Origin of the sequence: Hyphomonas sp. GM-8P (assembly GCF_003263315.1) — a bacterium.
In the GTDB taxonomy this organism is placed as follows: domain Bacteria; phylum Pseudomonadota; class Alphaproteobacteria; order Caulobacterales; family Hyphomonadaceae; genus Hyphomonas.
Window position 1 is genome coordinate 49,379 of record NZ_AWFE01000072.1, and the last position, 25,679, is coordinate 75,057.

The window sequence follows — 25,679 nt, forward strand, 5'->3', positions numbered from 1 at the left end:
CGTCATGGAGGCGGGTGACAGGGCGTGCGTGCAAGCGCATATAGGGGCCCATGAGCGAGACTTACGATCTGATCCTTCGCGGCGGCACTGTCGTCACTCCCGGTGGTGAAACACAGGCCGATATCGGCGTACGCGGTGAGCGTATTGCCCGGATCGGCGACCTAACCGAGGCCTCGGCCGGAGAGATTTATGGCGCCACCGGCCTGCATATCCTGCCGGGCGTCATCGACAGCCAGGTCCACTTCCGTGAGCCGGGCATGGAATACAAGGCTGACCTCGAAACCGAGGCGCGCTCGGCCGCGCTTGGCGGCGTGGTCGCTGTGTTCGAAATGCCGAACACCAACCCCGCCACGACGACGCCTGCCATGCTGCAGGACAAGCTGAATCGCGCCGCCGGCCGCATGGATGTCGACCACGCTTTCTATGCTGGCGCGACACACGAGAACATCGACCTGCTGCCTGAGATGGAGCGCATGCTCGGTTGCTGCGGTGTGAAAGTGTTCATGGGGGCCTCAACAGGGGACCTGCTGATCAAGGATGATGAGGGCGTTGAAGCCGTGCTGCGCGTCATCAAGCGCCGTGCTGCCTTCCACTCAGAAGACGAATACCGCCTTGAGGAGCGCCGGGGCCTGGCCGTGCAGGGCGACTGGCGAAGCCACCCGGTGGTGCGCGATGTCGAGGCGGCCGTCTCTTCCACGACGCGCCTCCTGCGCCTCGCTCGCAAGGTCGGCAAGCGCATCCATGTGCTGCACATCTCGACCGCGGAAGAAATGGAAATCCTGCGCGATGCGAAGGACATCGCCAGCGTCGAATGCCTGCCGCAGCACCTGACCCTCGCGGCACCGGAATGTTACGAGCGCCTCAAGGGCTTTGCCCAGATGAACCCGCCCATCCGCGAACAGCGCCATCAGGATGCCCTGTGGCGCGCGCTGAACGCCGGCATCGTGGACGTCATGGGATCCGACCATGCTCCGCACACGAAAGAAGAGAAAGCGCGGCCTTACCCGGCGAGCCCCTCCGGCATGCCGGGCGTGCAGACCACTGTGCCGATTATGCTGACCCATGTGAACAATGGGAAGCTGAGCCTGCAGCGCTTCGTGGAACTCACCAGCGCCGGGCCGCAACGCGTTTTCGGCCTCGCAGACAAGGGCCGGATTGCTGAGGGCTACCATGCCGACTTCACGGTCGTGGACCTGAAGCGCAAGGAAACGATCACTGCCGACTGGTCGAAATCGAAATGTGGATGGACGCCGTTTGAGGGCTTCGAAGCCACTGGCTGGCCTGTCGCCACGATCATCCGCGGCGGCTTTGTCATGCGCGACGGCGAGATCGTAAAGAAAGGCGGCGGTAAGCCTGTGCGTTTCAATGAGACGCTGGAGCCTGCCACTTGATCCCAGCCGCGCTGATGGAAGCGCTGCGCCAGCGCTATGATGAGCCACAGCGCCATTATCACACATGGGTGCATATTGAGGCGCTGCTGGGCCATTACCGCCGTTGGGTGCGGCATTTGAAACGGCCGGAGCCTGTGCTCTGGGCACTCTATTGGCACGATGCCGTGTACGACCCGCAAGCAAAGGATAATGAGGAACAAAGCGCGCAATTGCTGGAACGGGAAGCCGCCGGCCATGTCCCGCCGCATGACATCGGCTTTGCCGCAACGATTATCCGCGCCACCACCACTCACACTGGACCGGAAGGCCTGCCTGCGCAGGATGCCGGAGACCTCGCCCTGTTCCTGGACATGGACCTGTCGATCCTTGGCGCGCCCGAACCTGTCTATGACCAGTATGAGCGGGATATCCGGGCCGAATATTCGTTCGTTCCGGCAGACGCCTACCGGGCCGGGCGGGGGGCAATCCTCGAAGGTTTCCTTTCCCGTCCGCGCCTTTACTTCACCGACATCGCCCATGCAGAATGGGATACAGCGGCGCGCGCGAATCTGGCGCGTGCCTTGCGGGCGTTGGAGCAGGGGTCATGAAGCACGAACGCAAAGGGCTGAACCGGGCCCTTTTCTGGCTGTACGAAGGCCATGGGCCCTGGCCGTTCCGGTTCCGCTGGCTGATGCTGGCCTTCGATTTTGTGACGATCGCCTACTTCCTGTGGGCGCCGTTCGAGCAGCGCGGGTATCACCATGTCTTGCTGGACTACGTGATCGGGATTGTCATCGCCTTTGACTATCTGGCCCGCTTCTACATTGCCCGGCATCGAGTGAATTTCTTCTTCCGGCCAGTAAACCTGGCGGACCTGGTCGTCGTGGTCACGATGCTGGCGCCCTTGCTGGTCTCGAACTTCGCCTTCCTGAGGGTCTTGCGCGCGATGCGGGCTATCCGCGCGTTCACCTTTGTGCGGCGGGTCAAGATTCTGACGCCCTTCTTCCAGCGGCATGAACAGGTCATCGACAAGGTGACGAACCTGATTGTGTTCGTATTCATCATGTCTGCGCTGGTCTACGCTACGCAGGTCGGTCTGAATCCGAACATTCACACCTATCTGGACGCGCTGTATTTTACGGTCACAAGCCTGACCACCACAGGCTATGGCGACGTGCTGATGATCGGGCGTTGGGGGCGGATCCTGTCCATCATGATCATGGTGCTGGGCCTGACGCTGTTCCTGCAGCTGCTGAAGGCGATCATCGAGCCGAACGACAAGGTGGAATATGAATGCCCGGAATGCGGCCTCGTCATGCACGACCGTGACGCGGTGCATTGCAAGCATTGCGGCCATGTGGTCCACATTCCCACACGCGGCCTCGTCTGAGCTGAAAAAACAATAATCAGGGAGAGCCACCGGGTGGCCGACACAGTACATATTCCATTCCGCGAAGTGCCTTACCTTCCGCTGAAGTTGAAGGTGGACCGCCGCGATGATGGCACGATCTATCTCGACAATGGCAACCCGCTGAAGACCTGCCCGCCGCATATGCTGGCGCCGCTGGTGAAATGGGCTACTCAGAGACCTGATACTGTCTGGCTGGCCGAACGGCCGAAGGACGGCAGCGATGGCTGGCGGGAAGTGACCTATGCGCAAGGCCTCGCCACGGTGAAGCGTCTCGCGCAGGGCTTCCTCGATGCAGGTGGCGGCCCGGATGCGCCGCTGATGATCCTGTCGGCTAACGCCGTGGACAATGCGCTGATCAAATACGCCGCCATGTGGGCGGGCAGCCCGGTCGTGCCGGTGACGCCTGCGTACGCCCTCCTGTCGGAAGACCTTGGCCGTCTCAAATACATCGATCACCTGGTCGAGCCGAAATTTATCTATGTCGAAGACGGCGCCGCCTACCAGCGCGGGCTGGACGGTATGGGCATGGACGGCCGGCTCGTGATCCATGGCGGGGAGGCGCCGGAAGGCTGCGACGCTGTCCGAATCGAACAGTTTGGCCGCGCGCCCGGCCCGGAGACCGACGCCGCCTATGACAGGCTGACACCGGACTCGGTCGCCAGCTTCATGATGACCTCGGGATCAACCGGTGAGCCGAAAGCGGTCATCAATCTGCACTCCATGGTCGCTTGTAATGCCCGTATGATCCGGTCTGTCTGGGACGAGGCGCGCCTCGACGAGATCACCGGCGGGCCTCAGGTCATGTGCAACTTCCTGCCGTGGAGCCACACCTATGGTGCCCACTCCATCCTCCACAACATGCTGGACTGGGGCGGTACGCTCTATATCGACGAAGGTGCCCCGACGCCAGCGCGTCTGCCGGCCATGATCCGTAACCTGAAGGATGTTCCGACCACACAGCACACCACCGTCCCGGCCGCCTGGGCCGCGCTGGCGACGGAACTGGAACGGGATCAGGAACTGGCGGATGTCTTCTTCTCCCGCATCGTCTGCATGGCTTACGGCGGCGCTTCGATGGGGCAGGACATCTATGAACGCATTCAGGCGGTCGCCGTGCGCACGACGGGTGAGCGTATCTCGCTTTCAGCCGGCTATGGCGCGACCGAAACTGCGCCCACGGCCTCCAATGTCCACTGGCCGAATGACCGGATGGGCCTGATCGGCCTGCCGCTGCCGGGCAATACGTTCAAGATGGTGCCGAATGGCGAAAAGATGGAACTGCGCGTCAAGGGTGTGAACATCACGCCCGGCTATTATCGCAATCCGGAAAAGACGGCGGAAGCCTTCGACGAGGAAGGCTATTACAAGCTCGGCGACGCGGTGAAATTCGTCGATCCGGGCAATCCCGAACGCGGCCTCGCCTTCGACGGGCGCACGGCGGAGGAGTTCAAACTCTCCAACGGCACGTGGGTCTCGGCGGGTACGGTGCGCGTGCACGCTGTGGCCGCGACCGGTGGGGCGCTTTCTGATGCCGTTGTGTGTGGCCTGAACGAGGCGGACATCACGTTGCTCGGCTTCCTGAACGAAGCCTGGTGCCAGCGTCTTGTGGGCGAGCCCCTGCCGCTGGAAGAGCTGGCACGTCATCCGAAGGTGATCGAGCATGTGAAACTCGGCCTGCAGGACCACAACCGGCATCATCCGAACCCGGCGGCGCGCATTGCACGCGTCCTGTTGCAGCCGATCCCGCCGCGCGCCGATGCCGGTGAGATCACGGAAAAGGGCTATATCAACCAGTCCCGCACGCAGGACCTGCGCAAGGCCGATGTCGAAAAGCTTTATGCCGCAGCGCCCGGGCCGGACATCATCGATCTCAGGCGTTGATCCGTGGCGCCGACAGGCTAAACACGGGCAGACAAGACGACAGGAAGGAAACACCATGCCCGATACACAGGTTCAAACGATGACCGGGGCCGAAGCGCTCGTTTCCACACTGGCGGACCACGGCGTCACTGCCTGTTTCGCCAATCCCGGCACGTCGGAGATGCATCTTGTTACCGCGCTCGACCATGAGCCGCGGATCAAGTCTGTCCTTTGCCTGTTCGAGGGCGTCGCGACCGGCGCAGCGGACGGTCACGCCCGTGTCACCGGCAATCCGGCCATGACGCTGCTGCACTTGGGTGCCGGCTACATGAATGGCGGGGCGAACATCCACAATGCAAAACGCGCCTGGACGCCGATGATCAACGTCATCGGCGATCATGCCGTCCCGCACCTGCGCTATGACGCGCCGCTCACCTCCAACATCATGGGCCTCGCCGGGCCCAATTCGAACTGGATCAAATCTGCCGACAAGGTGGCCGATGCGGGGGAACTCGCCGCGGAGGCGTGGGAAGCGAGTTTCGGACCGGTGCCGGGCCCGGTCAGCCTGCTGCTACCAGCCGATACAGCCTGGAACGAAGGCGGCAAGCCGGGCAAGACGCGCGCGCGCCCGTCTCTGCGCAAGCCGGATGCGGCCCGCATTGAAGACGCTGCCCGGAAACTGAAAGACGCAAGGAAGCCCGTGATCCTGATCAATGGCACGGCGCTGACGAAGGAAGGTCTGGCCCAGGGCGCCCGTCTGAAAGCGGCAGGCCTGCGTGTGATCTCCGACACTTTCTTCCCGCGTCAGGCGCGCGGCGCTGGCACCTTCATCCCTGACCGGATGCAGTATTTCGCTGAAGCAGCGATTGCCGACCTTGAAGACGCAGACCTGATGCTTGTTGCCGGGACGCAGGTACCGGTCGCCTTCTTCTCTTATCCAGGTAAACCCTCGGTGCTCGTTCCGGAAGGCTGCGAGCCTTACATCATCGGCGGTCCGGAAACCGACAGTGCCGCGATCCTTGGCGCGCTGGCAGATGCCATCGGCGCGAAGGAATCTGCTGAGTTCGCTGAACTCGACATTCCCGGCCAGCCGACAGGTGACCTGAATGCCATAACGGTCGGCATGGCGCTCGCGCGGCATATGCCGGAAGGCACATTCGTTTCCGATGATGGCGTGTCGAACGGCCTGCCTTGTTTCCTGATGACCCAGAAGGCGCAGCCGCACGACTGGATGATGCTGACCGGCGGCGCCATCGGGCAGGGCATGCCGCTCGCGCTCGGCGCTGCGGTTGCCGCGCCGGACCGGAAAGTGCTTTGCATCTCAGGCGATGGCGCTGGCATGTACACGAACCAGGCGCTGTGGAGCATGGCGCGGGAAGAGGCAAATGTGGTCAACGTCGTCTTCGTCAACCATTCCTACCGTATCCTGAATATCGAACTCGCCCGCACCGGCGCAGGCAATCCCGGTCCGACGGCCAAGTCCATGCTGGAACTTGGTGAGCCGGAAATCGACTGGGTCAAACTGGCCGAGGCGCAGGGCGTCGAAGCGCAGGATGCCTTCACGGCAGAAGAGTTCGACACAGCCCTCGAACGTGCCTTCGCCGCCGACGGTCCGCAGCTGATCGCAGCGCACGTTCCGGCGCGGTAAGGCCGCTTATTCCTTCCCGCGTTCCAGGTCTTCCTGGATCCTGATTTCTTCCGGCTTGCCTGAGAGGCGAGAGCGGTAGACCTGCGTGTTCTCCAGGATGCGCTGGACATAGTTTCGCGTTTCGCTGAACGGGATGAACTCCACCCAATCTATCGGGTCCACTTGTCCCGTGCGCGGATCGCCATAGTCCGAGATCCATCTCGACGGGCGGGTCGGGCCGGCATTGTAGGCCGCTGCCGTCATGATGTAGCTGCCATTGAACCGGTTCAGTAGGTAATCGAGATGCTGGCCGCCCAGCGTCATGTTGTAGCCGGGGTCATCGGTGAGCCATGATTTGCGATAGGGCAGGCCGCTCATCCGCGCCTCGCGCGAGGCGGTGGATGGCATGAACTGCATCAGGCCCCGCGCACCGACATAGGAGATCGCGTTCGGGTTCATCTCGCTTTCCTGCCGCGACAGGGCGAGCATCAGCGATCGTTCGACCTGTGGCTCCTTCAGCAGCGGATAGGAAACAACCGGGTAGGCGGCATCTGTTGCGACGATGCCCTTGGCGAGACCCGCCTTGGCCCCGCGAACGCCGATGTCTGGCACATGGTATTCGCTGGCGAGGTTCGAGAGCTGAATGTAGTCCGCTTCGGTCTCCAGCAGGTCATCCAGATGGTAGGCAAAGGTGCGGAACAGCTGCGTCTCGCCCGCTTCCCCCAGCAGGCGCAGAGCCTTCACCATCGGGCGGGCTTCGAACGCCGCGACCTCATCCTCAGTCGGCTTGGCGGCAGGCTCGAAAAAGATCTGCCGGTCGCCGACGCGTTCGGCGGCGAGCTGGCCATAGTAAGTGAATTTATGTGCCGCGGCGTCGAGATAGGCCAGTTGCGCCCGGGCCGTTTCGCCGAGGGCATCTTCTGCCCGGCCCGTCCAGTACTGACCGCGAGACAGGCTGATGGGCGTCGATACACCTTCCGACATCGTCTCGAAATGTTGCAGCGCGCGTTCCGGCTCGCCCTTCAGGCGCAGGGCAATCCAGCCGGACACCCATTCGGCTTCCGCAAAGTCGCTACCTGATGTCATGCCGTGCGGCGATGCCAGCTGGTAGGCGCGGTTCCAGTTGCGATCCTTGAGATCGGTACGCAGCGCGATGGAACGCTCTTTCCAGAGTTTCGAACGGCCGGCGGCAGGAACATCCTTGCCGTCGATCTGGGTGAGCAGCGGAATGGCGCCTTCCTGGTTGCCATGGGTTCGGCGCCAGCGGGCCCGATCATACAGCAGGCCGGGATTGTCCTTCAGGCTGTCCGGCACGGCGTTGACCAGCGCATCGACGTTGCGCCCACGGCTCGCCAGCGCGATGCGGGCGTCGACCAGTTTGCGATAGTCGGAGCTGAGCAGGGATTTCAGGTTCGAGGCTGCGGTCCGCTGGTTGGTCCAGAGCAGGAATTCAACGCGGGCCTGATGATCGGCCTGGGTCAACTGGCCACCGAAGCGGGCCAGCACCTGGCGCTCCAGCGCGCGGTCCATGGAATTGTTGTGCCAGGCGTCGCGGACAGCCTCGACGGCTTCGTCCATCATGCCGACTTCGCGCAGGGCATTGGCCAGCGCCACTTTGCCTTCGCCGGTACGAGGGCCGGATTTCTTCAGCCAGTCGATCCGTTCTGCCGCCGACAGGGTTGATAGCTCGATGATTTCTTCGGCCCGGGCGCGCATATTTCCGGCCTTAGGCCAGTCATGCAGGCGGGTCAGGGCATCGTTGACCTCTTTGAAGCCCATGCCCGGAACACCCTCGCTGGCGCGTTTCCACATGATCAGGTCGCGCACGGCAGGATCGGTGGCCTGTGCCTGATAACGGGCGACTTCGTTCCACTGATACCGGCCCGCCGCGTCCAGCGCCTTGTGGAGGATCTCAGCGTTCCGCGAGTCGGTTGCCGTCGAGATGTAGGGACGATCAGGTTTCAGGCTGGGCGACTCCGGCAAACCGGCAGCTGCAGCACCGGAAACGGTTACGGCGGCAAACAGAGAAAGCGCGAAGGGTCGGATCATGTGAGTTGTCACCGGGTGTTTATTTATTGGCCAAAGCGTGGGAAGGCAGAGGCGATTCATATATGGATCATTCCAAACAACACCTGAATCGCGGCAAGAATACGATGTTTCATGGCTCAATCCCAGCGCTGGTCACTCCATTCAAGAACGGGGCCGTGGACAAGAAGGCGTTTGCTGAACTGGTGGAGCGCCAGATTGCCGGGGGCTCGGCGGGGCTGGTGCCTGTCGGCACGACCGGTGAAACCTCGACGCTCAGCACGGAAGAGCACAAGGCCGTCGTCTCGCTTTGTGTAGAGGTTGCTGCAGGCCGCGTGCCCGTGATTGCGGGGGCAGGCTCCAACTCCACCGACGAAGCGATCGACTTTGTCGGCCACGCCAAGGCCGCCGGGGCGGACGCGGCGCTGGTTGTGTGCCCGTACTACAACAACCCAAATCAGGATGGACTGTACGCCCACTTCAAGGCGATCAACGATGCCGTCGCCATGCCTGTGATCCTCTATAACGTGCCAGGCCGGACTATAGTGGACTTGCAGCCGTCTACAGTGGCCCGACTCGCGCGTTTGCCGAACGTGGTTGGCATCAAGGATGCGACCGGTGACATGGAGCGCGTCTCGCAGCATGCGGCCCAGATCGGCGAAGGGGAACAGTTCGTACAGCTTTCCGGCGACGACCCCTCTGCGCTCGGCCACCTGGCCATGGGTGGGGCGGGCTGCATCTCGGTGACCGCGAACGTCATGCCGGAGGCCTGTGCCGCCATGCACAAGGCGTTCAATGCCGGGGACTTCGAAACCGCCCAGACCATCGAACGCCGCCTCATCGCGCTGCACAAGTCGATGTTCTGTTCGCCTTCGCCGGGGCCGGCCAAATATGTGCTGCACCGCCTTGGCCTGTGTGAGCCGGACGTACGCCTGCCGCTGACCCCGCCGGACGCCGCCGCGCGCGAGCAGATCGATGCGGCCATGGCGCTTGCCGGGCTTCATGCCTAAATAGGGCCCATGTCTAAGAATACTCAAACCAAGGGCCGCTCCGACGGGATGATCGCGGAGAACCGCCGGTCCCGCCGCGACTATGAAGTGGAAGACACGCTCGAAGCCGGCATCGTGCTGACCGGCTCCGAGGTGAAATCCCTGCGCGAAGGCAAGGCCAACATTGCCGAGGCTTATGTCAGCCCCGAACAGGGCGAGCTGTGGCTGATCAATTGCGAGATCCAGACCTACAAGGGCGCCAACCGGTTCAACCACGAGCCGCGCCGCAAGCGGAAACTGCTCGTCTCGCGCCGGGAACTGTCGAAGCTTTCGCAGGAAGTTGAGCGGGCCGGGCGGACCATCGTGCCGCTGAAATTCTATTTCAACGACCGCGGCATCGCGAAACTGCTGATCGGTACCGCAACCGGCCGCAAGAATTACGACAAACGGAACGTCGAAGCGAAACGCGACTGGGCAAGGCAGAAAGCGCGGATCCTGAAAGAGGGGTAACGGCCTAGCCGATCGCCTCGCGCGCCATTGCGAACACATCCTCGAACATTTCCGCCGTCAGCCGTCCGGTGTTCGTGTTGTAGCGGGAGCAGTGATAGCTGGAGACCAGCGAATAGCCCCGTCCGCCGACAGTCACTTCATACCTTGTTCCGTGTCCAAACGGATGGTCCTTGAGCTTCAGACCGAGCGCGCGCACCGTCGAATCGTGCGAAATCTTCCCGAGGCAGAGCATGACTTTCAGCTTCGGCAGCGCCTCAATCCGGGAAAGCAGGAAAGGCCGGCAGGCATTGATTTCCGCCCCGACGGGCTTGTTTTCCGGCGGCACGCAGCGCACCGCGTTTGTGATCATCGCGCCGGTGAGGGCGAGACCGTCTTCCGGATCAGCGGCATAGGTGCCTTTGGAGAAGCCGAATTTGTCGATGGTCGCGTAGAGCAGGTCGCCTGCCCAATCGCCCGTGAATGGCCGCCCCGTCCGATTCGCCCCGGTCACTCCCGGCGCGAGACCGATGACCAGCAACTCCGCCTTTTCGTCGCCGAAGCTCGGCACGGCGCCATTGAACCAGTCCGGCTCCTTCACGGCGACAGCTTCACGGTACTCCACAAGGCGCGGGCACAGCGCACAATCCTTCGGGGCTTCGGGCGGGTAGGGCGTCTGTTTCATCCAGCCTATCTGGCCTGATTCGCGCACCCGCCCACTTGCCCCGACTCACGGGGCCCGCCACAACAAGAGCCATGTCTCCCACTCCCACTCTCGACGATGCCCGTGACCTGCTGAAACGGGTTTATGGCTATGAGGCGTTCCGGGGCCTGCAGGAGGATGTGATCTCCGATGCGCTGGCCGGGCGCGACGCGCTGGCCGTGCTGCCGACCGGCGGCGGCAAGTCGCTCTGCTACCAGATCCCGGCGTTGCTGCGCCCTGGCGTCGGCCTTGTCGTCTCGCCGCTGATCGCGCTGATGGCCGATCAGGTAGACGCGCTGAAACAGGCGGGCGTGCGGGCCGAGCGGCTCGACAGCTCGATGGACTTCACCGCACGCGCCGATGCGCTGGATGCGGCCCAGCGCGGCGAGATGGACCTGCTCTATGTTTCGCCCGAAGCGCTCGGCACCGGCCTCGCCGACCGGCTGGCGAAGATGGACATCTCCATCATTGCGGTGGATGAGACGCATTGCGTCAGCCAGTGGGGGCATGACTTTCGGCCGGACTATCGAGCCCTTGGCCGGCTGAAGGATTTGTTCCCCGGCGTGCCGCGCCTTGCGGTTACCGCGACGGCCGATGCGCGGACGCGGGATGACATCCTTGCCCAGCTGAACCTGACGAAACCCTCCGTCCACGTTGCAAGTTTTGATCGGCCGAATCTTGCCCTTGCCGCGGAGCCTAAAGAAGGCAATCGCACGCAGCGGGTGGTGTCGCTGGTGAAGGCGCGGCCGGGCCTCTCCGGCATCGTCTACTGCGCCACGCGCAATGCCACCGAAGATCTGGCCGAGGCGCTGGAGAAAGCGGGCATTCCGGCGCTCGCCTATCATGCCGGGCTTGAGGCGAATGTGCGGGCCGAGCGCCAGCGGCGGTTCCTGCTGGAAGACGGTCTGACCATGTGTGCCACGGTCGCGTTCGGCATGGGTGTCGACAAGCCGGATGTGCGTTTTGTGATCCATGCCGATCCACCGAAGACGATGGAAGCCTATTGGCAGGAAGTTGGCCGGGCAGGGCGCGACGGCGAGCCTGCGGAGGGTATTGCCCTCTACGGCCCGGCGGACATGCGCCGGTCGCTCAGCTGGACCTATGACGGCGACGCGCCGGACGAGGTGAAGCGGGTGCAGATCACCAAGACACGCCAGCTGTTCGCCTTCTTCGATGGCGATGAATGCCGCCGCCTGGCCGTGCGCCGCTATTTCGGGGAGGAGACGTCCGAAACGTGCGGGACGTGTGACATCTGCCGGGGCGAGGGCGGGGAAAGTCATGACGCGACCCGCTGGGCGCAGATGGCCGTGTCCGCCGTGCTGCGCTGCGGCCAACGCGTGGGGCGCGGGCGCCTGATCCAGCACCTGCTGGGGCAGGCGAAGGATGCCCTCGATGAGGAGCTCTCGGCGCAGTCCACCTTCGGTATCGGGGCGGAGCTGCCGAAGCAGGGCTGGAACCGGATATTCGATGCGCTGCTCTATGATGGCATGTTGGCCGAAGGCGGCGATGCGATGCGCCCCATCGTCATGGTGCCGGATGGCGACGCGGCCCGGGCCTTGTTCAAGGGTGAGCGGACGCTGTTCCTGCGGGCCGATCCTGTTGCCGCACGCCGCCGCAAGACGGGCCGGGTGGCTCGTGCTGGGGTGCAGGATAACCTTTCAGAGCGCGATCAGGTCCTGTTCGATGCCCTGCGCCTCTGGCGCACTGAAACAGCCAAGGCGCGCGGCGTGCCGCCCTACGTCATTTTCCACGACCGTACCCTCGCCGAAATCGCCCGCGAGCGCCCCGCGGACGCTGGAGCGCTGCGCGACATAAGCGGCGTCGGCGAGAAAAAAGCCCAGCGCTACGCCGAGGATGTCGCGAGAATCGTCGCGGAAGCGGCCTAGTCGAGTTGGGCTTCCTTTGCCGGGGCGACGCAGAGCGTCAGGCCGCCAAGTCGCAGGATCAGCGCATAAAGGAAATAGCCCGCGCCGACATATTCCATGCATTCCTGCGCGGTGGTCAGCATCGCTTGGCGGAGCGAAATATCGGCCAGTTTCTCACCGCCGGCCAGTAATTCGGGATCTGCCGCGCTGAAATTGGCGCTTTCAAGGATCTCGATGCCCAGTGCTCCCGAAACGAAGATTGAGCCCGCAACAACAAAGCGGATCTGCGAGGACCGTTCGATTTTCAGGAACCATGGCAGCAGCACAGCCGCTGCGATGACAAGCGCAACACTGTAAGGGATCATCCAGGCATATTCTGGCACCCATTCGGCCTGCAGCAGCTGTGAGGTCGGGCCACTGGTCATTTCGTGCAGGCCGATATTCTCGTCGAAACCGAGGAAGACGAAAATAGCGCAGAGGATCCACCAGCCTGGTACTTGTTCCAGGCTGCCAGGACGGAAATGAGCATTCACGGCCAATAAGGCACCGCAAGCCAACAGCTCAATCGTGGCGACAAGTGTGGGGAAGTTCATCTCTTTGTTCACATTGAACTTTTCCGCCAGGCCCCAAAGATAGTCCCGTCCAAAGCCGAAATTCATGACCAGCACGAACACGTGTGCCGATAGCAGCACGCCGCCTATCAGGAACAGGCCGCGCCCAACATGGCGTGGGCTGATGTGCAGCCCGGTTGCTGCATGTGCCGCTGATTGCGGAGAGAAATAACGGGTCTGCGAAGTCGTGGCTGAAAGTGTGGTCATGAAATAAGTTCGGTTCCAGTGTCCAAGTCTGTGGGCCAAAGCAAAAAAAGTGCCTGATTTGATACGATAGTCGGTCTTATTTCTGGACATCGGTTCCAGCTGCACACCCTTGGCATGCTTTGCAATTCTTCCCCAAGGTTCCCGCATCCCCGCCCTTGACCCGGGCCGCGTGGCACCGCACCTATGACTTCGTAAGAATCCCCGCGAACCGGAGACATCATGGACTATTCTGCCCGCGAGCCGCGCCTCGACGACGAGAATGACGAGAAAAAGGCTTCCGAGCCGAATGCTTTCCTTGAGGAAGCTCTGTTCAAGGCCCGCACGATCCTGCTGACCGGCGGAATCGACTTCCTGCAGGCCCGCCGCGTGTGCGAGCGTTTGCTGGCGCTGTCGTCCGAGAATGACAAGCCGATCCTGCTGGTCCTGTCCTCGCCGGGCGGCCATGTCGAATCCGGCGACATGATCCACGACATGATCAAATTCGTGCCGGCGCCGGTGAAAATCCTGGGCACCGGCTGGTGCGCCTCGGCTGGCGCGCTGATCTACGCCGCGGCGAAGAAGGAAAACCGGTACGCCCTGCCGAACACCCGCTTCCTGCTTCATGAACCGCGCGGCGGCGTCGGCGGCCAGGCAACGGACGTGGAAATCCAGGCCCGCGAAATCATCAAGATGCGCGAGCGCCTGAACCGCATTTTCGCTGAAGCCACTGGCAAGTCCTACGAGAAGATCAAGGAAGACACCGACCGCGACTTCTGGATGAGCGCCAAGGAAGCCGTCGAATATGGTCTCGTCCACAAGATCGTGAGCCATCACAGCGAGATTGTCTGAGCCTGTCAGAGCAGGGGCGGTTAACGCGCTGGTAACCAAAAGTTAGCGGCCTCTCAACAATTCCGGGCGATTGTTTCTCTTCTGTTTGACTGAAGAGAGACGGCCCGGATGCTCGCGCGCGTCGAAGACATTTCTTTGCCGATCCCGCCGGTTGCTGCGGATACCAATTGTGCCGCGGCGCTGAGCCTCTTCCTGTCCGATACGTCCCTGTTTGCCCTGCCGCTGCGGGACGAAGATAGCGCCTATTCCCTCGTGACGCGCGGTGCTGTGACTGAAGCCATGGTCGGCCCTGAAGGGCGTATGGTCTGGGCGTCCCAGCCGGTGTCGATGCTGGCAACCGGGTCTCCGTTCATCGTCGAAGCAAATACGCCCGCTGGTCTCGCTGCCGGGACGGCGGCCACGAAAAATCCGGCCGCCCTTTGCGAGGGCCTGATCGTCATGCGGGAAGGCGTCTATCTCGGCCTTGTCAGCCCGGCGGTCCTGAGCGCGACAATCGCGAAGGAAAATGCCATGCGTGCCCGTACGCTGGGCCAAGCGGCCCGGCGGATGGAGGCCGCCAGGGCGAAACTGAATTCCGCTGCTCGTGAGAAGGCCGATTTCCTCGCTTTCCTGGGGCATGAAATCCGCACGCCGCTGACCGGCATTCTGGGCGTCGCAGACCTGCTGCAGGACAGTGTGTCCGGCGGTGAGCCGAAGCGTCTGGCGCGGACCATCTCCGAAAGCGGCCACCACCTTGAGCGCCTGCTGAACGATCTGCTGGACCTGTCGCGTCTCGAAGCCGGCAAGATGCCATTGCGCGCCGCGCCTTTCGATCTGGATGAGTTTGCCTCCGAGGCCCGCGATGTCTGGCAGCCGCGCACCGAAGGCAAGCGGGTCGCCCTGCGCATCCATGTCGAAGACGGGACGCCGAGGATCGAGGCCGACGCCCTGCGCCTGCGCCAGATCCTGTTCAACCTGCTCAGCAATGCGCTGAAATTTACAGAGCACGGCCATGTCGATGTATCGCTCGCGACATGGCGCGATGAGTCTTCGCTCCGTTTACGAATGAGCGTGTCGGATACCGGCTGCGGTATCTCGGACGAAGACAAGGCGCGCCTGTTTGAGGCCTTCGAACAGGCGAGCGCCACAACCGTGCATACGCATGGCGGATCCGGGCTTGGCCTCGCGATCGCGAAATCTCTGGCGAAAGCCATGGGCGGCGAGATCACGCTGGCCGACAATCCTGACGGTGGCAGCGTGTTCATGGTGGACATCCCAGTCCGCAAAGCCGGACCTCGCCTCGTTGCCAGCCCCGCGCCGGAGAAAACAATCCGGCCTCAGATGGGTAAATTCGATCTTGGCCGGATCCTGGTGATCGAGGATCACGCGGCCAGCGCTCTTGTGATCACCGAAGCGCTGCGCGCAGCCGGTTGGGAAGTTGATCATGCTCCCAATGCTTCGGCGGCCCGGGAATATGTGTTCGATGTCGGATATCAGGCGATCCTGACCGATATTCACCTGCCGGATGAAAGCGGGGACATGATCCTGCGTACCTTGCGCATGACACCGGGGCCGAACTCGGAAATCCCGGTATTGGCCGTGACGGCGGACCTGACCGATGCCCGCCGTATGGCTTGCAAGGCAGCCGGCTTCATCGCCATGATCGAAAAGCCGATCCGTCCCCGTGCGCTTGTCGCAACGCTGGCTGACATCCTGATGATGGGCGATAGCCCCGATGCCTGGGCAAGGGTCGGCTAAGCAGCGCGTTCCCCCTATGTGTTTCTCGCTTCACGGTGTGGTTTTTTGATCACACCGGTTCATTTGCGATCGATCTGACGCGACGAAAAAACTAGCCATCTTACGCCGCATGCGCTGCAGTTTGCGTTTTGGACTGTGGGGATTCTGATGTCAGAAAAAAAAGGCTCACATACTGCGCTCATCGTGACCGGTATTAGTGTTATCAGCGGAATGGTCGGTATCTATGTCTTCCTGAATGACGAGATTCGGGGACGCCTTTTTCCCGACCAGCAGGTAGCGACAAGAAGCGATATCAAAGAACAGTTCCAGCTGAGTGAGGAGCGGATTGCGACGGTTGTGGCCGCTTCGGTTGCTGATGCGATCGGCAAGGCGCAGGCCCGCGGCGACGAAGTCTCTCAGGACGAGCAGGTGCAGTATGAAGCTGCGCTTACCAAACTGCTGACATCAGACGACCCGGCACTGAATGACGCGAAATTCCTCGCGGTTTCCGGAGACGCGGAAGCAGCTGCAGACAACATCGTCACCAGCGCCGGCGCGCCGGCTGAGGCGAGCGATACAGTGCCGGCGAAAACCCGGGCAGAACTGCTACGCAGCGCCGGTGACATTCTCGCCCCGTCCGACGCAGCCAAGGCGCTGGCCGCCTATGAGAAGGCGCTGGAGCTCGATCCCGACAATCAGGTGCTGCAGACCCGCATCCAGAAACTGAAAGCCGCCACCGCCGCGAAGAATGAGGTAAAAGCCATCCCGCGAGCGAGCTTCGAATTTGGCGGCTTGCAGTTCGAATTTCAGGGCTGTGACCAGCCCGAAACACCGCGCTGCGTCTTTTCGGTGATGAACCCGACACCGGATCCGGTCTACCTCAGGCTTGGTGAGCAGTGGGGGGTCGATGAGTTCGGTCGCTGGACGGAAGGAAATCGGAAAAAGATCGAAGCCAATTCGAACGATAATTGGACCGTTCCATCTCTGGAAACGACGCAGATCGAAATCACATTTCGTCGCGCGGCGAATATTTACCAGCTGCTTCGCTTCCGCTTCTCGGTTGGCGGTGTCGATTACAAGAAGGAGTTTCGCGACATTGCGGTTCGTGGTGGCAAGCAGGTCGAGATCAAGACCATGCGCCCGGTCGATCCTGCTCACCCGGAATACGCATATGAGGTCAACGGCCTGCAAGTACATTTCCTGGGATGCTCCAATCCCGACGCCCCCATTTGCCGGTTCGACATGATGAATACCGGAACCGACAATGTGAATGTGAATGTGAGCGACGGCATCATTGCCTATAATAGTCAGGGTGTCAGGGTCACTGCCGCAAAATCCTTGCTGAGCTTGGAAGGCAAGAATGAATCCAACGCCCCACAAGGAGTTGCGTTCACTTGGGAGGTTTCCTTCAATCGCGAAGCCGAAATGTTCCAGTCCTTCTGGCCACAATTGCGGCTGGACTATGATTCCTATGAGCGGGAATTCCGAAATATCATGATCGGGGATTCGCCCCCGGCAGTGAGAACGCCGCGTTATGATCAGGTTGCTTCGCCAGACGACATTTTTGATGTCGGTCCGCTCAAATTTGTCTTTCTTGGCTGTCGTAATCCCGTCAATCCGACCTGTACATTCGACATCGAAAATCCGTCTGATGAGGGCGTCCGGCTTAATATTGATCGACCCAAAGCAACTTTGGCTGATGGAAGCAGCGTCAATGCAAACTCCAGCGTTCTGGAAATGAGGCCGTCAGGGGACGTCTATTTTCCGGCAGGTCTGACGACGACCTATGAAATCGCATTCCGTCAGGAAATGGCTCACATGGATGCGTTGAAACTGGATATGTCGATTGACTATAAGGGGTATCATCCGGAGCTGACGGATATCACTGTCGAGGAGTAGCGGCGAAGGCATCCGGCCAGGCACGTTTACCCTGCGAGTTTAGGCCGATCACCCATGCCTGAGACTGCCCCTACGCCTCCCCGCACCGCGCTCGTTCGCGGATTGGCGCTGAAATGTCCTGCTTGTGGGAAAGGGGCACTCTACCGGGCGTACCTGAAGCCAGTGGACGTATGCGCTTGTTGTGGCGCACCGCTCGGACAGGTTCCATCCGAGGATGGGCCGGCCTGGCTGACCGTGCTGATGCTGGCGCCATTCCTCGTGGCGGTCACATTCTTTGTGTCGATGTCAGACCTGCCGCTATGGATCACCCTCCCGGGCGCGGCAATCACGGTCACCGGAGCCGTCATGCTGGCCCTGCCGCGTGTGAAGGCCGGTTGGATCGCGGTGCTTTGGTCGATGGGAAAAATCGGCTCAAGTCAGGAATAGCGTCAACATGGCCGGAATGCCCGGTTGGCCCATAACTGTGCGGACGTGCTTGTCAGCTTGCGGGATGCCAGCCAGCAGGTTGAGCCATTTGCAGCAGCGCTTCGAAATTCACGACGGCTTCAACTCCGTCTGCCAGACTGTCGAGTGCGTGTTCAACGATGGCGCTGTAACCGGCGCCGCCGAGATCGGCAGTACTGCCAGCACGAACGAGCCAGGCCTGCCGAAAGGCATCGTTCGTAAACGCGCCATGCAGGTAAGTACCCTCAACAAGGCCATTCGCGCTGCGGGCGCCGTCCGGCATGCCGTCAAGCCGGAACATTGGACGAGCGGTGTCCGTGCCGGTGGTCTGTCCCGTGTGGATTTCATAACCCGAGATGCCTGCGCCATTTATCGCGCACTCGCCGGTGGCCGGTTTGACCTTCTTTCGTGAGGCCATGAGCGTGTCGACTTCCAGCAGGCCTAATCCCTGAGCCTCACCGTGTTCACCGTCGGCTCCGTCAGGGTCCATGATCTGTTGACCGAGCATCTGGTAGCCACCGCAGATGCCGAGCACGCGCCCACCTGATCGGGCGTGCGCGACAATATCATGGTCCCAACCTTGCTGGCGGAGGAAGGCGAGATCACCCAGCGTGGATTTGGTGCCGAACAGAATGACTACATCTGTATCGCGTGGAATGTGCCGGCCCGGAGGGATCCAGCAAAAGTCCACATTCGGTTCCTGTTTCAACGGATCAGCATCGTCGAAATTCGCCATGCGCGACAGCATCGGCGCGGCGATCTTCAATGCGCCGCCGGAGGGGCGTGCAGGCCGGGAGAGCACCACGGCATCCTCGGCCGGCAGTGCGGCAGTTGCTTGCAGCCAGGGTATGACGCCGTGGCACGGCCAGCCCGTGCGTTGTTCAATCGCTCTTACGCCATCATCGAATAGCGCTGGGTCCCCTCTGAATTTGTTGATCAGGAAACCCGTGATCATCGCAGCATCGTCCGGGTCGAGGACCGCTCTCGTGCCGACAAGGCTGGCGATGACACCGCCGCGGTCGATATCGCCGATCAGGCAGACGGGTACGCCGGCGCGGCGAGCAAAGCCCATATTGGCGATATCCCTGTCGCGGAGATTGATCTCTGAGGGGCTGCCGGCGCCCTCCACAATGACGAGGTCATGTGACGCCGTCAGCCGGTCGAAGCTTTCGAGCACCTTGCCCAGAAGCTCGCCGCGGCGCGCCATGTAGTGGGCAGCATCCATCGACGAGACGGCTTCGCCGTGAACAACCAATTGTGCACGCCGGTCGGTCTCAGGCTTCAGGAGGACCGGATTGAAATCGGTGCACGGCTCCAGTCCGCAGGCCAAGGCCTGGAATGCCTGCGCGCGGCCAATCTCTCCACCGCCAGGGCAGGCGGCAGCATTGTTCGACATGTTCTGGGGTTTGAAGGGAGCGACGCTCAGCCCCCTGCGTTTGGCGATCCGGCAGAGCGCCGCGGTGAGAACGGATTTTCCGACGTCGGAGCCCGTTCCCTGCAGCATAAGGGTTTTCGCTGTCATAGAGTGCCTTCGATTTCGACTGTCCGGCCATCTATACGGGAGCGCACGCCATAGATTTCAGCAAGCCGTTCGGGCGTCAGCGTTTCTTCCGGTGGGCCATCGGCGACGATCCGCGACTCCTTCATCCACACCATGCGCGTTGCGTAGCGCGCGGCCAAAGCGATGTCATGCAGAACGACCAGCGCGCCACCACCGTCGTCGACGAACTGGCGGACAATATCCATCGTGCTGAACTGATGACGCGGATCAAGCGCGGCGACGGGCTCATCGGCGACAAGCAGTGGTGCATTGGCGGCAAAGGCGCGGGCACAATGGACGCGGGCCAGTTCTCCACCTGATAGTGTATCCGTGTTTCGGTCGCCCAGGTCTGCAAGACCGCATTGCGCAATCGCCCTGTCGACGGCTTCTGCATCTGCGGGGCTGAGTTTTCCGGGCGCTGCGCCATACGCAAACCGGCCGAGGGCCACGACATCGCGCACCGTGTTCGGCCAGGCCAGCGGACGTTGCTGGGGCAGGTAGGCAACACGGCGGGCGCGCTGCATGGGGGAGAGCTTTTCGCTGTCTGTTCCATCAAGCGTAGCCAGACCCGCTGAACGCTTCTCCAGACCGAGCGCCGCCTTGAGCAGGCTGGTCTTGCCCGCGCCGTTCGGCCCGAGCAGGGCAACAAGTTCCCCGGGTACGAGCCGCAAATTCGCCTCGCGCACCAGTAAAATGGTATCCGCCTTGACGGAGAGGTCTTGCGTGAGGAGCTCAGCCATTGAGTACGCGCCTCTGTACTGCGATCCAGACAAAGGCAGGCGCGCCGATCAGCGCTGCGACCACACCGAGTTTGAGTTCGTTCGAAGTTGGCAGGATACGAATCGCAATGTCAGCGATCATCAGGATAAGGCCGGCCAGCAGGGCGGACGGTATCAGGGATCGTGCCGGGTCGTGCTTGACGAAAGGCCGGATGATGTGCGGCGCGACGATGCCAACAAAGCCGATGGCGCCTGCGAGCGCCACCGATCCACCGGTCGCCAGGCCTGCACCGAGTACGGTCAGAATGCGCTGGTTGCTCAGATTGAGCCCAACGCCTGTCGCAGCTTCTTCTCCCAGTGTGAGCGCCGAGAGGCCTCGCTGGGATGCCAGCAGAATGCCCGCCCCGACAATTAGGAAGGGGGCAGCCAGTCCGATTTCCTCAAAACTTCGATTGGCAACCGAGCCGAGCATCCAGTTGATCATGTCAGACAAAGAGAATGGGTTAGGTGCGAGATTCATCAGCAGGCTCATCGCGGCACCTGAGAAGCTGGATAGGCCAACACCAATCAGGATCAGCGTAACAACGGACCGGGTACGGATGGCTGCCAGCGCAATAAGCGCGGTGGCGGCGAGTGCGCCGGCAATTGCCGAGATGGGCAGCACCCACGGGGATAGCGCGGCCAGCCCGTAATAGAGCGAAAATGTTGCGAAGAGCGATGCTGATGCCGAGACGCCGAGGACGCCGGGCTCGGCAAGCGGGTTCCTGAGCAGGCCTTGCAAGGCCGCCCCGCTAATACCCAGCGCTGCGCCGGTGAAGAAGGCTGCCAGCGCACGCGGCAGACGGATCTGCCAGACAACCAGACGGTCACCGATATCTGCACCTCCAAAGAAGGCGGCGAGAACGCGGTCCGCCGGCAAGGGCGTCGATCCGAGCAGGCAGGCCGTAAAGATGGTGATGAGGCACGCGAGGAGCAGGCCGGGAACCAGGAGCCGCTGCGTCATGACTCACCCCCTTCCGCCAGCGCTTCGATGGCGTCGATCATGAACCACGCGCTGCAGGAGGTCCATGCGCCTTGCAGCTGCACGACAGGACGGCCTTCCATCTGCTGTTTGGCCACGGGATGCTTCATCGCGCTCCACGAATCCGGCGCAGGGCCAGGCCGGTCAAAAAAAGCGGCGGCGATGACGTCCGGCTGCGCATAGGCGAGCCGTTCAAGCGGAAGCGCGCGCCAGCCAGGTTCCTGTTCGAAATTCTTGAAGCCTGCGCTGACGAGCATTTCGTGGATCATCGATCCCGGTCCGCTCGTGACGCCGGCCGGGGTCATGTAGAGTGCGGTCTTGCCGTCCGAGTGCTTCTCTATGGCGGCCAGACGGGCGCGGAACTCTGACACGAGTTCGCGTCCGCGCTCCGACTGTCCGAGGCCATCGGCCATTTGCTGGATGATGCTCGGGATCGAGCCGGATTCCTCGCTGTCGATATGCGTTGTCCAGCCGACGGTCAGCACGGGGATACCTGTCCGCTCGAAGAAGGCTTCAGCGTTTGGCCCGCCACCATACGAGCGGACGATGAGGTCCGGTTTGAGGATGAGCACGTCTTCCGTCACGGGACGAACGGTCTGCAATCCAACGGCCGCTTCGTGCATGTAGGAATAGTCTCTCGCCGCTTCAGGAGAAAGTGCGAGAATCTGGTCGCGGTCCGCGAGCTTCAGGACATACTGATCGGCGCAGTAGTCGAGACTGACGATCCGCATGGGCCGTTGGGCATTCGACGCCTGCGTCTGGGTGGGGACGCCGCAGGCAGCCAGGCCGAATAACATTAGCAGGATCATCAGTCTCGACATTGCGTCACCTAGTAACGCAACCGGATGCCGACAGAGCCGGACAGGCCAGGGGTGCCATAACCGAGAACCTGCTGGTATTCCTCGTCGAACAGGTTTTCAATGCGGCCGTAGAGTTCGACACTGTCAGTTAAGTCATAGCTGCCGGTCAGATCGACCCGCGTCCACCCGTCCAGCGTAGTGCCGTCCGTGTTCGCCTCGTCACCGTTGAACCTTATGAGAACCGCACCGGAGAAGGGACCTTCAGGGTCGAGCGACACGGTCACGTCGCCTGAGTTTTTCGGCAGCCGCGAGAGTTCATTGCCGTCTCCGTCCTCAGCATCGATATACGCATAGTTCGCCGCCACACCGATCCAGTCGGAGAACTGGTAGGAACCGTACAACTCGACGCCCTGTGACTTGACGAGCGCGATATTGTCGTACCCGGCCGTGTAGGAGAAATCGATCATGTTCTCCGTGTCCTGGTCGAACCATGTGATCCCGGCTTTCGCGCGGCCATCTTCGGATGTCCAGTCAAGGCCGATATCGAAGGCTTCAGAACTTTCGGGCTTCAGGTTCGCATTCGGCTCGGTCAGTCCACAGAAGGTACAGATATAAGTCGACTGGAAGATGCTCGGCGCCTTGAAGCCCTGTCCCCAGCTTGCCCGCACGACGACTTGTTCAACTGGATTGTATGCTGCTGCCAGACGGCCCGTCGTTTCCGACCCGAATGTCTCGTGGTCATCGACGCGGATGCCACCTGTCAGGGTCAGTTTCTCAACAGGTTTAAATTCATAGAGACCAAACACGCCGTCGATGGAGGAGTGCGCGTCATTGGCGGTGGTTTCTTCCCGCTCTGCACCAAAGGAAAGCTTGTTCATGTCGTTGACAGTGAACGTGCCCTGATAGCGATAGATCTGTCGATCTCCTTCAGCGGAATAGCTTTCGGCACCATTCGAGAAATTCTTGCGGGTGATGTCGGAATATCCGACCATCAAGAGGTTCTCGAACCGGTCATCGAAGAGCGGTACTTTCAGTGAGACGTTTCCTGACAGCGTTTCATTCTCGGTACGTTCGTCGCCATCGCCGACACTGCCTTCCGCGCCGAAAACATAGCTGTCATATTCGGCATCCGCGTCGTTCCAGAGAAGCGACGCTTCCAGTCGGGCTCTTTCCGGCAGGTTCAGTCCGCCTTTTGCAGACAGCGTCGTGGAATCGTAGGCATCTTCCTCTCCATTGCCATTGGCTTCGTCTGCCTTGGAGATTCCATCCGTGGAAATGCCGCTGGCTGAGAGACGGAGGTCGCCGGTCTCGTTCGCGCTGCCGATGGAAGCACCTCCGCGCAGCGTGTTGAAGGAACCGTATTCTGCATATGCGCTTCCACCGAGCCGTTGTTCCGGCTTTTTGGTCATGATGGAAACAACCCCGCCGATGGCATCGGAGCCCCATAGGGTCGATTGAGGCCCTTTCAGCACTTCAATTCGATCGATATTATCAGTATCAAGATAAGCGAAGTTGAAGCTGCCGTCCGTCACGGATGGATCACCGACCGGTACGCCGTCGATCAGGACCAGGGTCTGCCCGGACGAGGCACCGCGAATGCGCACGCTCGCAGCACCGCCATAGCTCCCATTTTGATTTATTGTGACGCCTGGCGCCGCCGCCACGGCATCGAGGGCAAAATCGAAATCCAGCTTTTCGAGATCTTCTGCGGTGATGATGCTGACGCTGGAGCCGATTTCAGTCTGGGTCTGATTGAGACGTGATCCTTCAACAGTGATCGCTTCCATTCTATTTTCTTCTGTGCTGGATTCTTGCGCGATAGCCGGTGTGATCAGGCTGATAGCAGCCGCACTAAGCAGAGCTGTCTTGTATGACATGGGGGTTCTCCTCATGAGCACCCCGCCGCCCGGAAGACAGGTGCCTATAACGACAATTGCTGGCCACATGGTGCGATCCATGCGGGCGGCCAGGCCGGTTTCCTTGATGTCGTTACAAAAGGAGAGGCATCAGCCTTCCCGCCCGCTGAGAACTATTCCCGGCCTCCGGACGAACGACGCGATGGCAGGTCTCCTGGCTCGCCGATCAATGCTTCAGGCCGCCTTCCCAGAACCCTGAGGTTCCAGTGACTTCATGGCCATCAGCTCCTGGCTGACAGTTGCGGGTACAGCGCCGGAATTACACCGGCTTCCCTCTAGGCCCTTGTTAAGGGCACCATCTGAGGTGCTAGTTGTTGCAGTTGCGAAAGCCTGTCAATAGCGGCTGCGGCAGCTGACGCAAAGGCAACCGCTAGAAGCTCATACCGATTGGGATAAAGTTATTCCCGCTCTGGACGGAGAGTTCGCCAGAAGTGTTCTTTGTTGATGGTTTCAAGAAACGGAAAGACTTGCCGTCCGGAAATTGGGCAAGCGCCAAAAACCTCTTGAAACGTCAAAGTAATCAAAGTGGAAGCTGGCAGATGGTGGTTCGGGGGAGACTTGAACTCCCGACCTCGCGATTATGAGTCGCGCGCTCTAACCAGCTGAGCTACCGAACCATTCGTCGAAACGAAGGGGCCTCATACACGCGGGCGGGCCAGCCTGCAAGCGGGCGATCTGCACCTCGATGTATCGCGTGATCCCAATGACTGCAGTGGCGGTACAGGCATGTGGCCTGCTTCTGTCGCAGCGCCCGGTTCGGCGGGAATATTCCCATGCGTCAAGCCCGGTATCGGCTGGCATTCCGCACCTTAATGGCGCCTCTTGGCAAGCTGGCAGCAAGCCCCGTAGACTTGATGGCATGAAACGCATTCTGATCGCGTTGATGTCTGCCGTGCTCACTGGTCTTTGCCTGCCCGCCGAGGGTCAGGAGGAGGAGGCGATCGAGGCCTATATGTCAGGCAACTATCCGGCGGCGCTGGCCCGGACCGCAAATGCGCCGGACGCCGACTCCCGGGCCTTCGCGGCACGGATCCTGCTGGCCGAGGCGATCAGCCAGAATGGCCAGCCGCCGGCCGCATTGCTGCAGGATGCCCTGGCCGAGGCCAACCAGGCCCTTTCCCGGCAACCGGGCCATATCGAGGCCCGGCTGCAGAAGGCGATCGCCCTGTCGCTCCTCAGCCGGCCCATGAGCGCCGGAGAAGTGCGCCGCAGCGGCTTTGGCAGCGAAGCGCGCGACCTTGCTGAAGGCGTACTGGCGGAAGAACCGGACAATATTTATGCGCATGCGTTTCTGGCGGTCTGGAACGCTGAAGTAATCCGGCGTGGAGGGACCCTTGGCGCTTTGGTCATGGGAGCTAGCCTCGACAAGGCCCGGCGTCACTATCAGGCGGCCGTGGCGCTTGCCCCCGGCGACGCGGCGATCCATTGGCAATGGGCTCGCGCGTTGGCAGCGCTGAATGCAAAAAAGTATGATGCGGAGATCAGGGCGGCCCTCGATGCGGCGCAGGCGGCACCGGTGAACAGCGATCTTGAACGGATTATGCAGGCGCGCGCCGGGCTGCTGAAGCAGGTGCTGGAGACTGATGGCACCGGGGCCGCAGAGGCCCGGGCACTGGACATGCTCTGAGCGTTCCGGCGGTCG

General features: G+C 61.5%; 21 protein-coding genes, 1 tRNA gene and 1 riboswitch. Of the genes, 13 read left to right on the plus strand and 9 right to left on the minus strand.

Annotation, left to right across the window (positions count from 1 at the left end):
• Nucleotides 1-50: 50 nt before the first annotated feature.
• The 5 genes from HY26_RS10575 (at nucleotide 51) to HY26_RS10595 (ending at nucleotide 6,289) form a co-directional block, all read left to right on the plus strand.
• Nucleotides 51-1,391 carry a dihydroorotase gene (locus tag HY26_RS10575; RefSeq protein ID WP_112073556.1) on the plus strand — a complete coding sequence of 447 codons (1,341 nt, stop codon included), beginning with the start codon at nucleotides 51-53 and terminating at the stop codon, nucleotides 1,389-1,391.
• Nucleotides 1,388-1,978, plus strand: a complete 591-nt coding sequence (locus HY26_RS10580) for a hypothetical protein (RefSeq protein WP_051599864.1) — start codon at nucleotides 1,388-1,390, stop codon at nucleotides 1,976-1,978. Before HY26_RS10575 ends, HY26_RS10580 begins: the two co-directional genes overlap by 4 nt.
• A complete protein-coding gene (locus HY26_RS10585; RefSeq protein WP_034765990.1) occupies nucleotides 1,975-2,760 on the plus strand; it encodes an ion channel in 786 nt (261 codons plus the stop codon). Before HY26_RS10580 ends, HY26_RS10585 begins: the two co-directional genes overlap by 4 nt.
• A gap of 33 nt (nucleotides 2,761-2,793) precedes the next feature.
• Complete coding sequence (locus HY26_RS10590; RefSeq protein WP_112073557.1) at nucleotides 2,794-4,662, plus strand: feruloyl-CoA synthase; 1,869 nt, start codon at nucleotides 2,794-2,796, stop codon at nucleotides 4,660-4,662.
• 79 nt (nucleotides 4,663-4,741) lie between these two features.
• Nucleotides 4,742-6,289, plus strand: coding sequence for an acetolactate synthase large subunit (locus HY26_RS10595; protein WP_112073614.1), 1,548 nt, complete (start codon nucleotides 4,742-4,744; stop codon nucleotides 6,287-6,289).
• Nucleotides 6,290-6,295: 6 nt separating this feature from the next.
• Here the strand turns inward: HY26_RS10595 and HY26_RS10600 are convergent, their stop codons facing one another.
• Nucleotides 6,296-8,317, minus strand: coding sequence for a lytic transglycosylase domain-containing protein (locus HY26_RS10600; protein WP_158531472.1), 2,022 nt, complete (start codon nucleotides 8,315-8,317; stop codon nucleotides 6,296-6,298).
• A 104-nt stretch (nucleotides 8,318-8,421) separates the two neighbouring features.
• Between HY26_RS10600 and dapA the strand changes: the two genes are divergently transcribed.
• Together dapA and smpB are read left to right on the plus strand one after the other, a co-directional pair.
• Nucleotides 8,422-9,303, plus strand: coding sequence for a 4-hydroxy-tetrahydrodipicolinate synthase (gene dapA, locus HY26_RS10605; protein ID WP_034766343.1), 882 nt, complete (start codon nucleotides 8,422-8,424; stop codon nucleotides 9,301-9,303).
• Between the two features lie 9 nt (nucleotides 9,304-9,312).
• Entirely contained in the window at nucleotides 9,313-9,792 is a 480-nt protein-coding gene (gene smpB / locus HY26_RS10610; protein WP_034765996.1) for an SsrA-binding protein SmpB, read from the plus strand.
• Between the two features lie 4 nt (nucleotides 9,793-9,796).
• On the opposite strand, the gene HY26_RS10615 is transcribed toward smpB, so the two are convergent.
• The gene (locus HY26_RS10615) at nucleotides 9,797-10,453 is read right to left on the minus strand and encodes a uracil-DNA glycosylase (protein ID WP_112073559.1); all 657 of its coding nucleotides are present in this window, start codon (nucleotides 10,451-10,453) and stop codon (nucleotides 9,797-9,799) included.
• A gap of 71 nt (nucleotides 10,454-10,524) precedes the next feature.
• Here HY26_RS10615 and recQ point away from each other — a divergent pair, with 71 nt between their 5' ends.
• Complete coding sequence (gene recQ, locus HY26_RS10620) at nucleotides 10,525-12,357, plus strand: DNA helicase RecQ (RefSeq protein WP_034766000.1); 1,833 nt, start codon at nucleotides 10,525-10,527, stop codon at nucleotides 12,355-12,357.
• On the opposite strand, the gene HY26_RS10625 is transcribed toward recQ, so the two are convergent.
• Nucleotides 12,354-13,154 (minus strand): hypothetical protein, encoded by an 801-nt coding sequence (locus tag HY26_RS10625; RefSeq protein WP_146740207.1) that lies wholly within the window; start codon nucleotides 13,152-13,154, stop codon nucleotides 12,354-12,356. The two genes, recQ and HY26_RS10625, sit on opposite strands and share 4 nt — an antisense overlap.
• A gap of 219 nt (nucleotides 13,155-13,373) precedes the next feature.
• On the opposite strand from HY26_RS10625, the gene HY26_RS10630 reads away from it, so the two are divergent.
• The 4 genes from HY26_RS10630 (at nucleotide 13,374) to HY26_RS10645 (ending at nucleotide 18,023) form a co-directional block, all read left to right on the plus strand.
• Entirely contained in the window at nucleotides 13,374-13,982 is a 609-nt protein-coding gene (locus HY26_RS10630) for an ATP-dependent Clp protease proteolytic subunit (protein ID WP_034766004.1), read from the plus strand.
• Nucleotides 13,983-14,090: 108 nt separating this feature from the next.
• Nucleotides 14,091-15,719 (plus strand): ATP-binding protein, encoded by a 1,629-nt coding sequence (locus HY26_RS10635; RefSeq protein ID WP_112073561.1) that lies wholly within the window; start codon nucleotides 14,091-14,093, stop codon nucleotides 15,717-15,719.
• 183 nt (nucleotides 15,720-15,902) lie between these two features.
• Nucleotides 15,903-17,597: a tetratricopeptide repeat protein gene (locus HY26_RS10640; RefSeq protein ID WP_158531473.1), complete on the plus strand. Its 1,695-nt coding sequence runs from the start codon at nucleotides 15,903-15,905 to the stop codon at nucleotides 17,595-17,597.
• A 54-nt stretch (nucleotides 17,598-17,651) separates the two neighbouring features.
• Nucleotides 17,652-18,023: a DUF983 domain-containing protein gene (locus tag HY26_RS10645; RefSeq protein ID WP_112073563.1), complete on the plus strand. Its 372-nt coding sequence runs from the start codon at nucleotides 17,652-17,654 to the stop codon at nucleotides 18,021-18,023.
• Between the two features lie 52 nt (nucleotides 18,024-18,075).
• Here HY26_RS10645 and HY26_RS10650 read toward each other — a convergent pair whose 3' ends face one another.
• From HY26_RS10650 to HY26_RS10675, 6 genes are all read right to left on the minus strand, one after another.
• Nucleotides 18,076-19,563 carry a cobyric acid synthase gene (locus HY26_RS10650; RefSeq protein WP_112073564.1) on the minus strand — a complete coding sequence of 496 codons (1,488 nt, stop codon included), beginning with the start codon at nucleotides 19,561-19,563 and terminating at the stop codon, nucleotides 18,076-18,078.
• The gene (locus HY26_RS10655; protein WP_112073565.1) at nucleotides 19,560-20,321 is read right to left on the minus strand and encodes an ABC transporter ATP-binding protein; all 762 of its coding nucleotides are present in this window, start codon (nucleotides 20,319-20,321) and stop codon (nucleotides 19,560-19,562) included. The genes HY26_RS10650 and HY26_RS10655 overlap by 4 nt, the downstream gene beginning before the upstream one ends.
• On the minus strand, nucleotides 20,314-21,303 hold the full coding sequence (locus tag HY26_RS10660; RefSeq protein WP_112073566.1) for an iron ABC transporter permease: 990 nt from the start codon (nucleotides 21,301-21,303) through the stop codon (nucleotides 20,314-20,316). The genes HY26_RS10655 and HY26_RS10660 overlap by 8 nt, the downstream gene beginning before the upstream one ends.
• Nucleotides 21,300-22,142, minus strand: a complete 843-nt coding sequence (locus HY26_RS10665) for an ABC transporter substrate-binding protein (RefSeq protein ID WP_034766027.1) — start codon at nucleotides 22,140-22,142, stop codon at nucleotides 21,300-21,302. The genes HY26_RS10660 and HY26_RS10665 overlap by 4 nt, the downstream gene beginning before the upstream one ends.
• An 8-nt stretch (nucleotides 22,143-22,150) precedes the next feature.
• Entirely contained in the window at nucleotides 22,151-23,998 is a 1,848-nt protein-coding gene (locus HY26_RS10670; RefSeq protein ID WP_112073567.1) for a TonB-dependent siderophore receptor, read from the minus strand.
• Nucleotides 23,999-24,163: 165 nt separating this feature from the next.
• A riboswitch (cobalamin riboswitch) is annotated at nucleotides 24,164-24,352 on the minus strand.
• A 225-nt stretch (nucleotides 24,353-24,577) separates the two neighbouring features.
• Nucleotides 24,578-24,654, minus strand: a tRNA-Met gene (locus HY26_RS10675).
• A 242-nt stretch (nucleotides 24,655-24,896) separates the two neighbouring features.
• On the opposite strand from HY26_RS10675, the gene HY26_RS10680 reads away from it, so the two are divergent.
• A complete protein-coding gene (locus HY26_RS10680) occupies nucleotides 24,897-25,664 on the plus strand; it encodes a hypothetical protein (protein ID WP_112073568.1) in 768 nt (255 codons plus the stop codon).
• The last annotated feature ends 15 nt before the right edge of the window (nucleotides 25,665-25,679 follow it).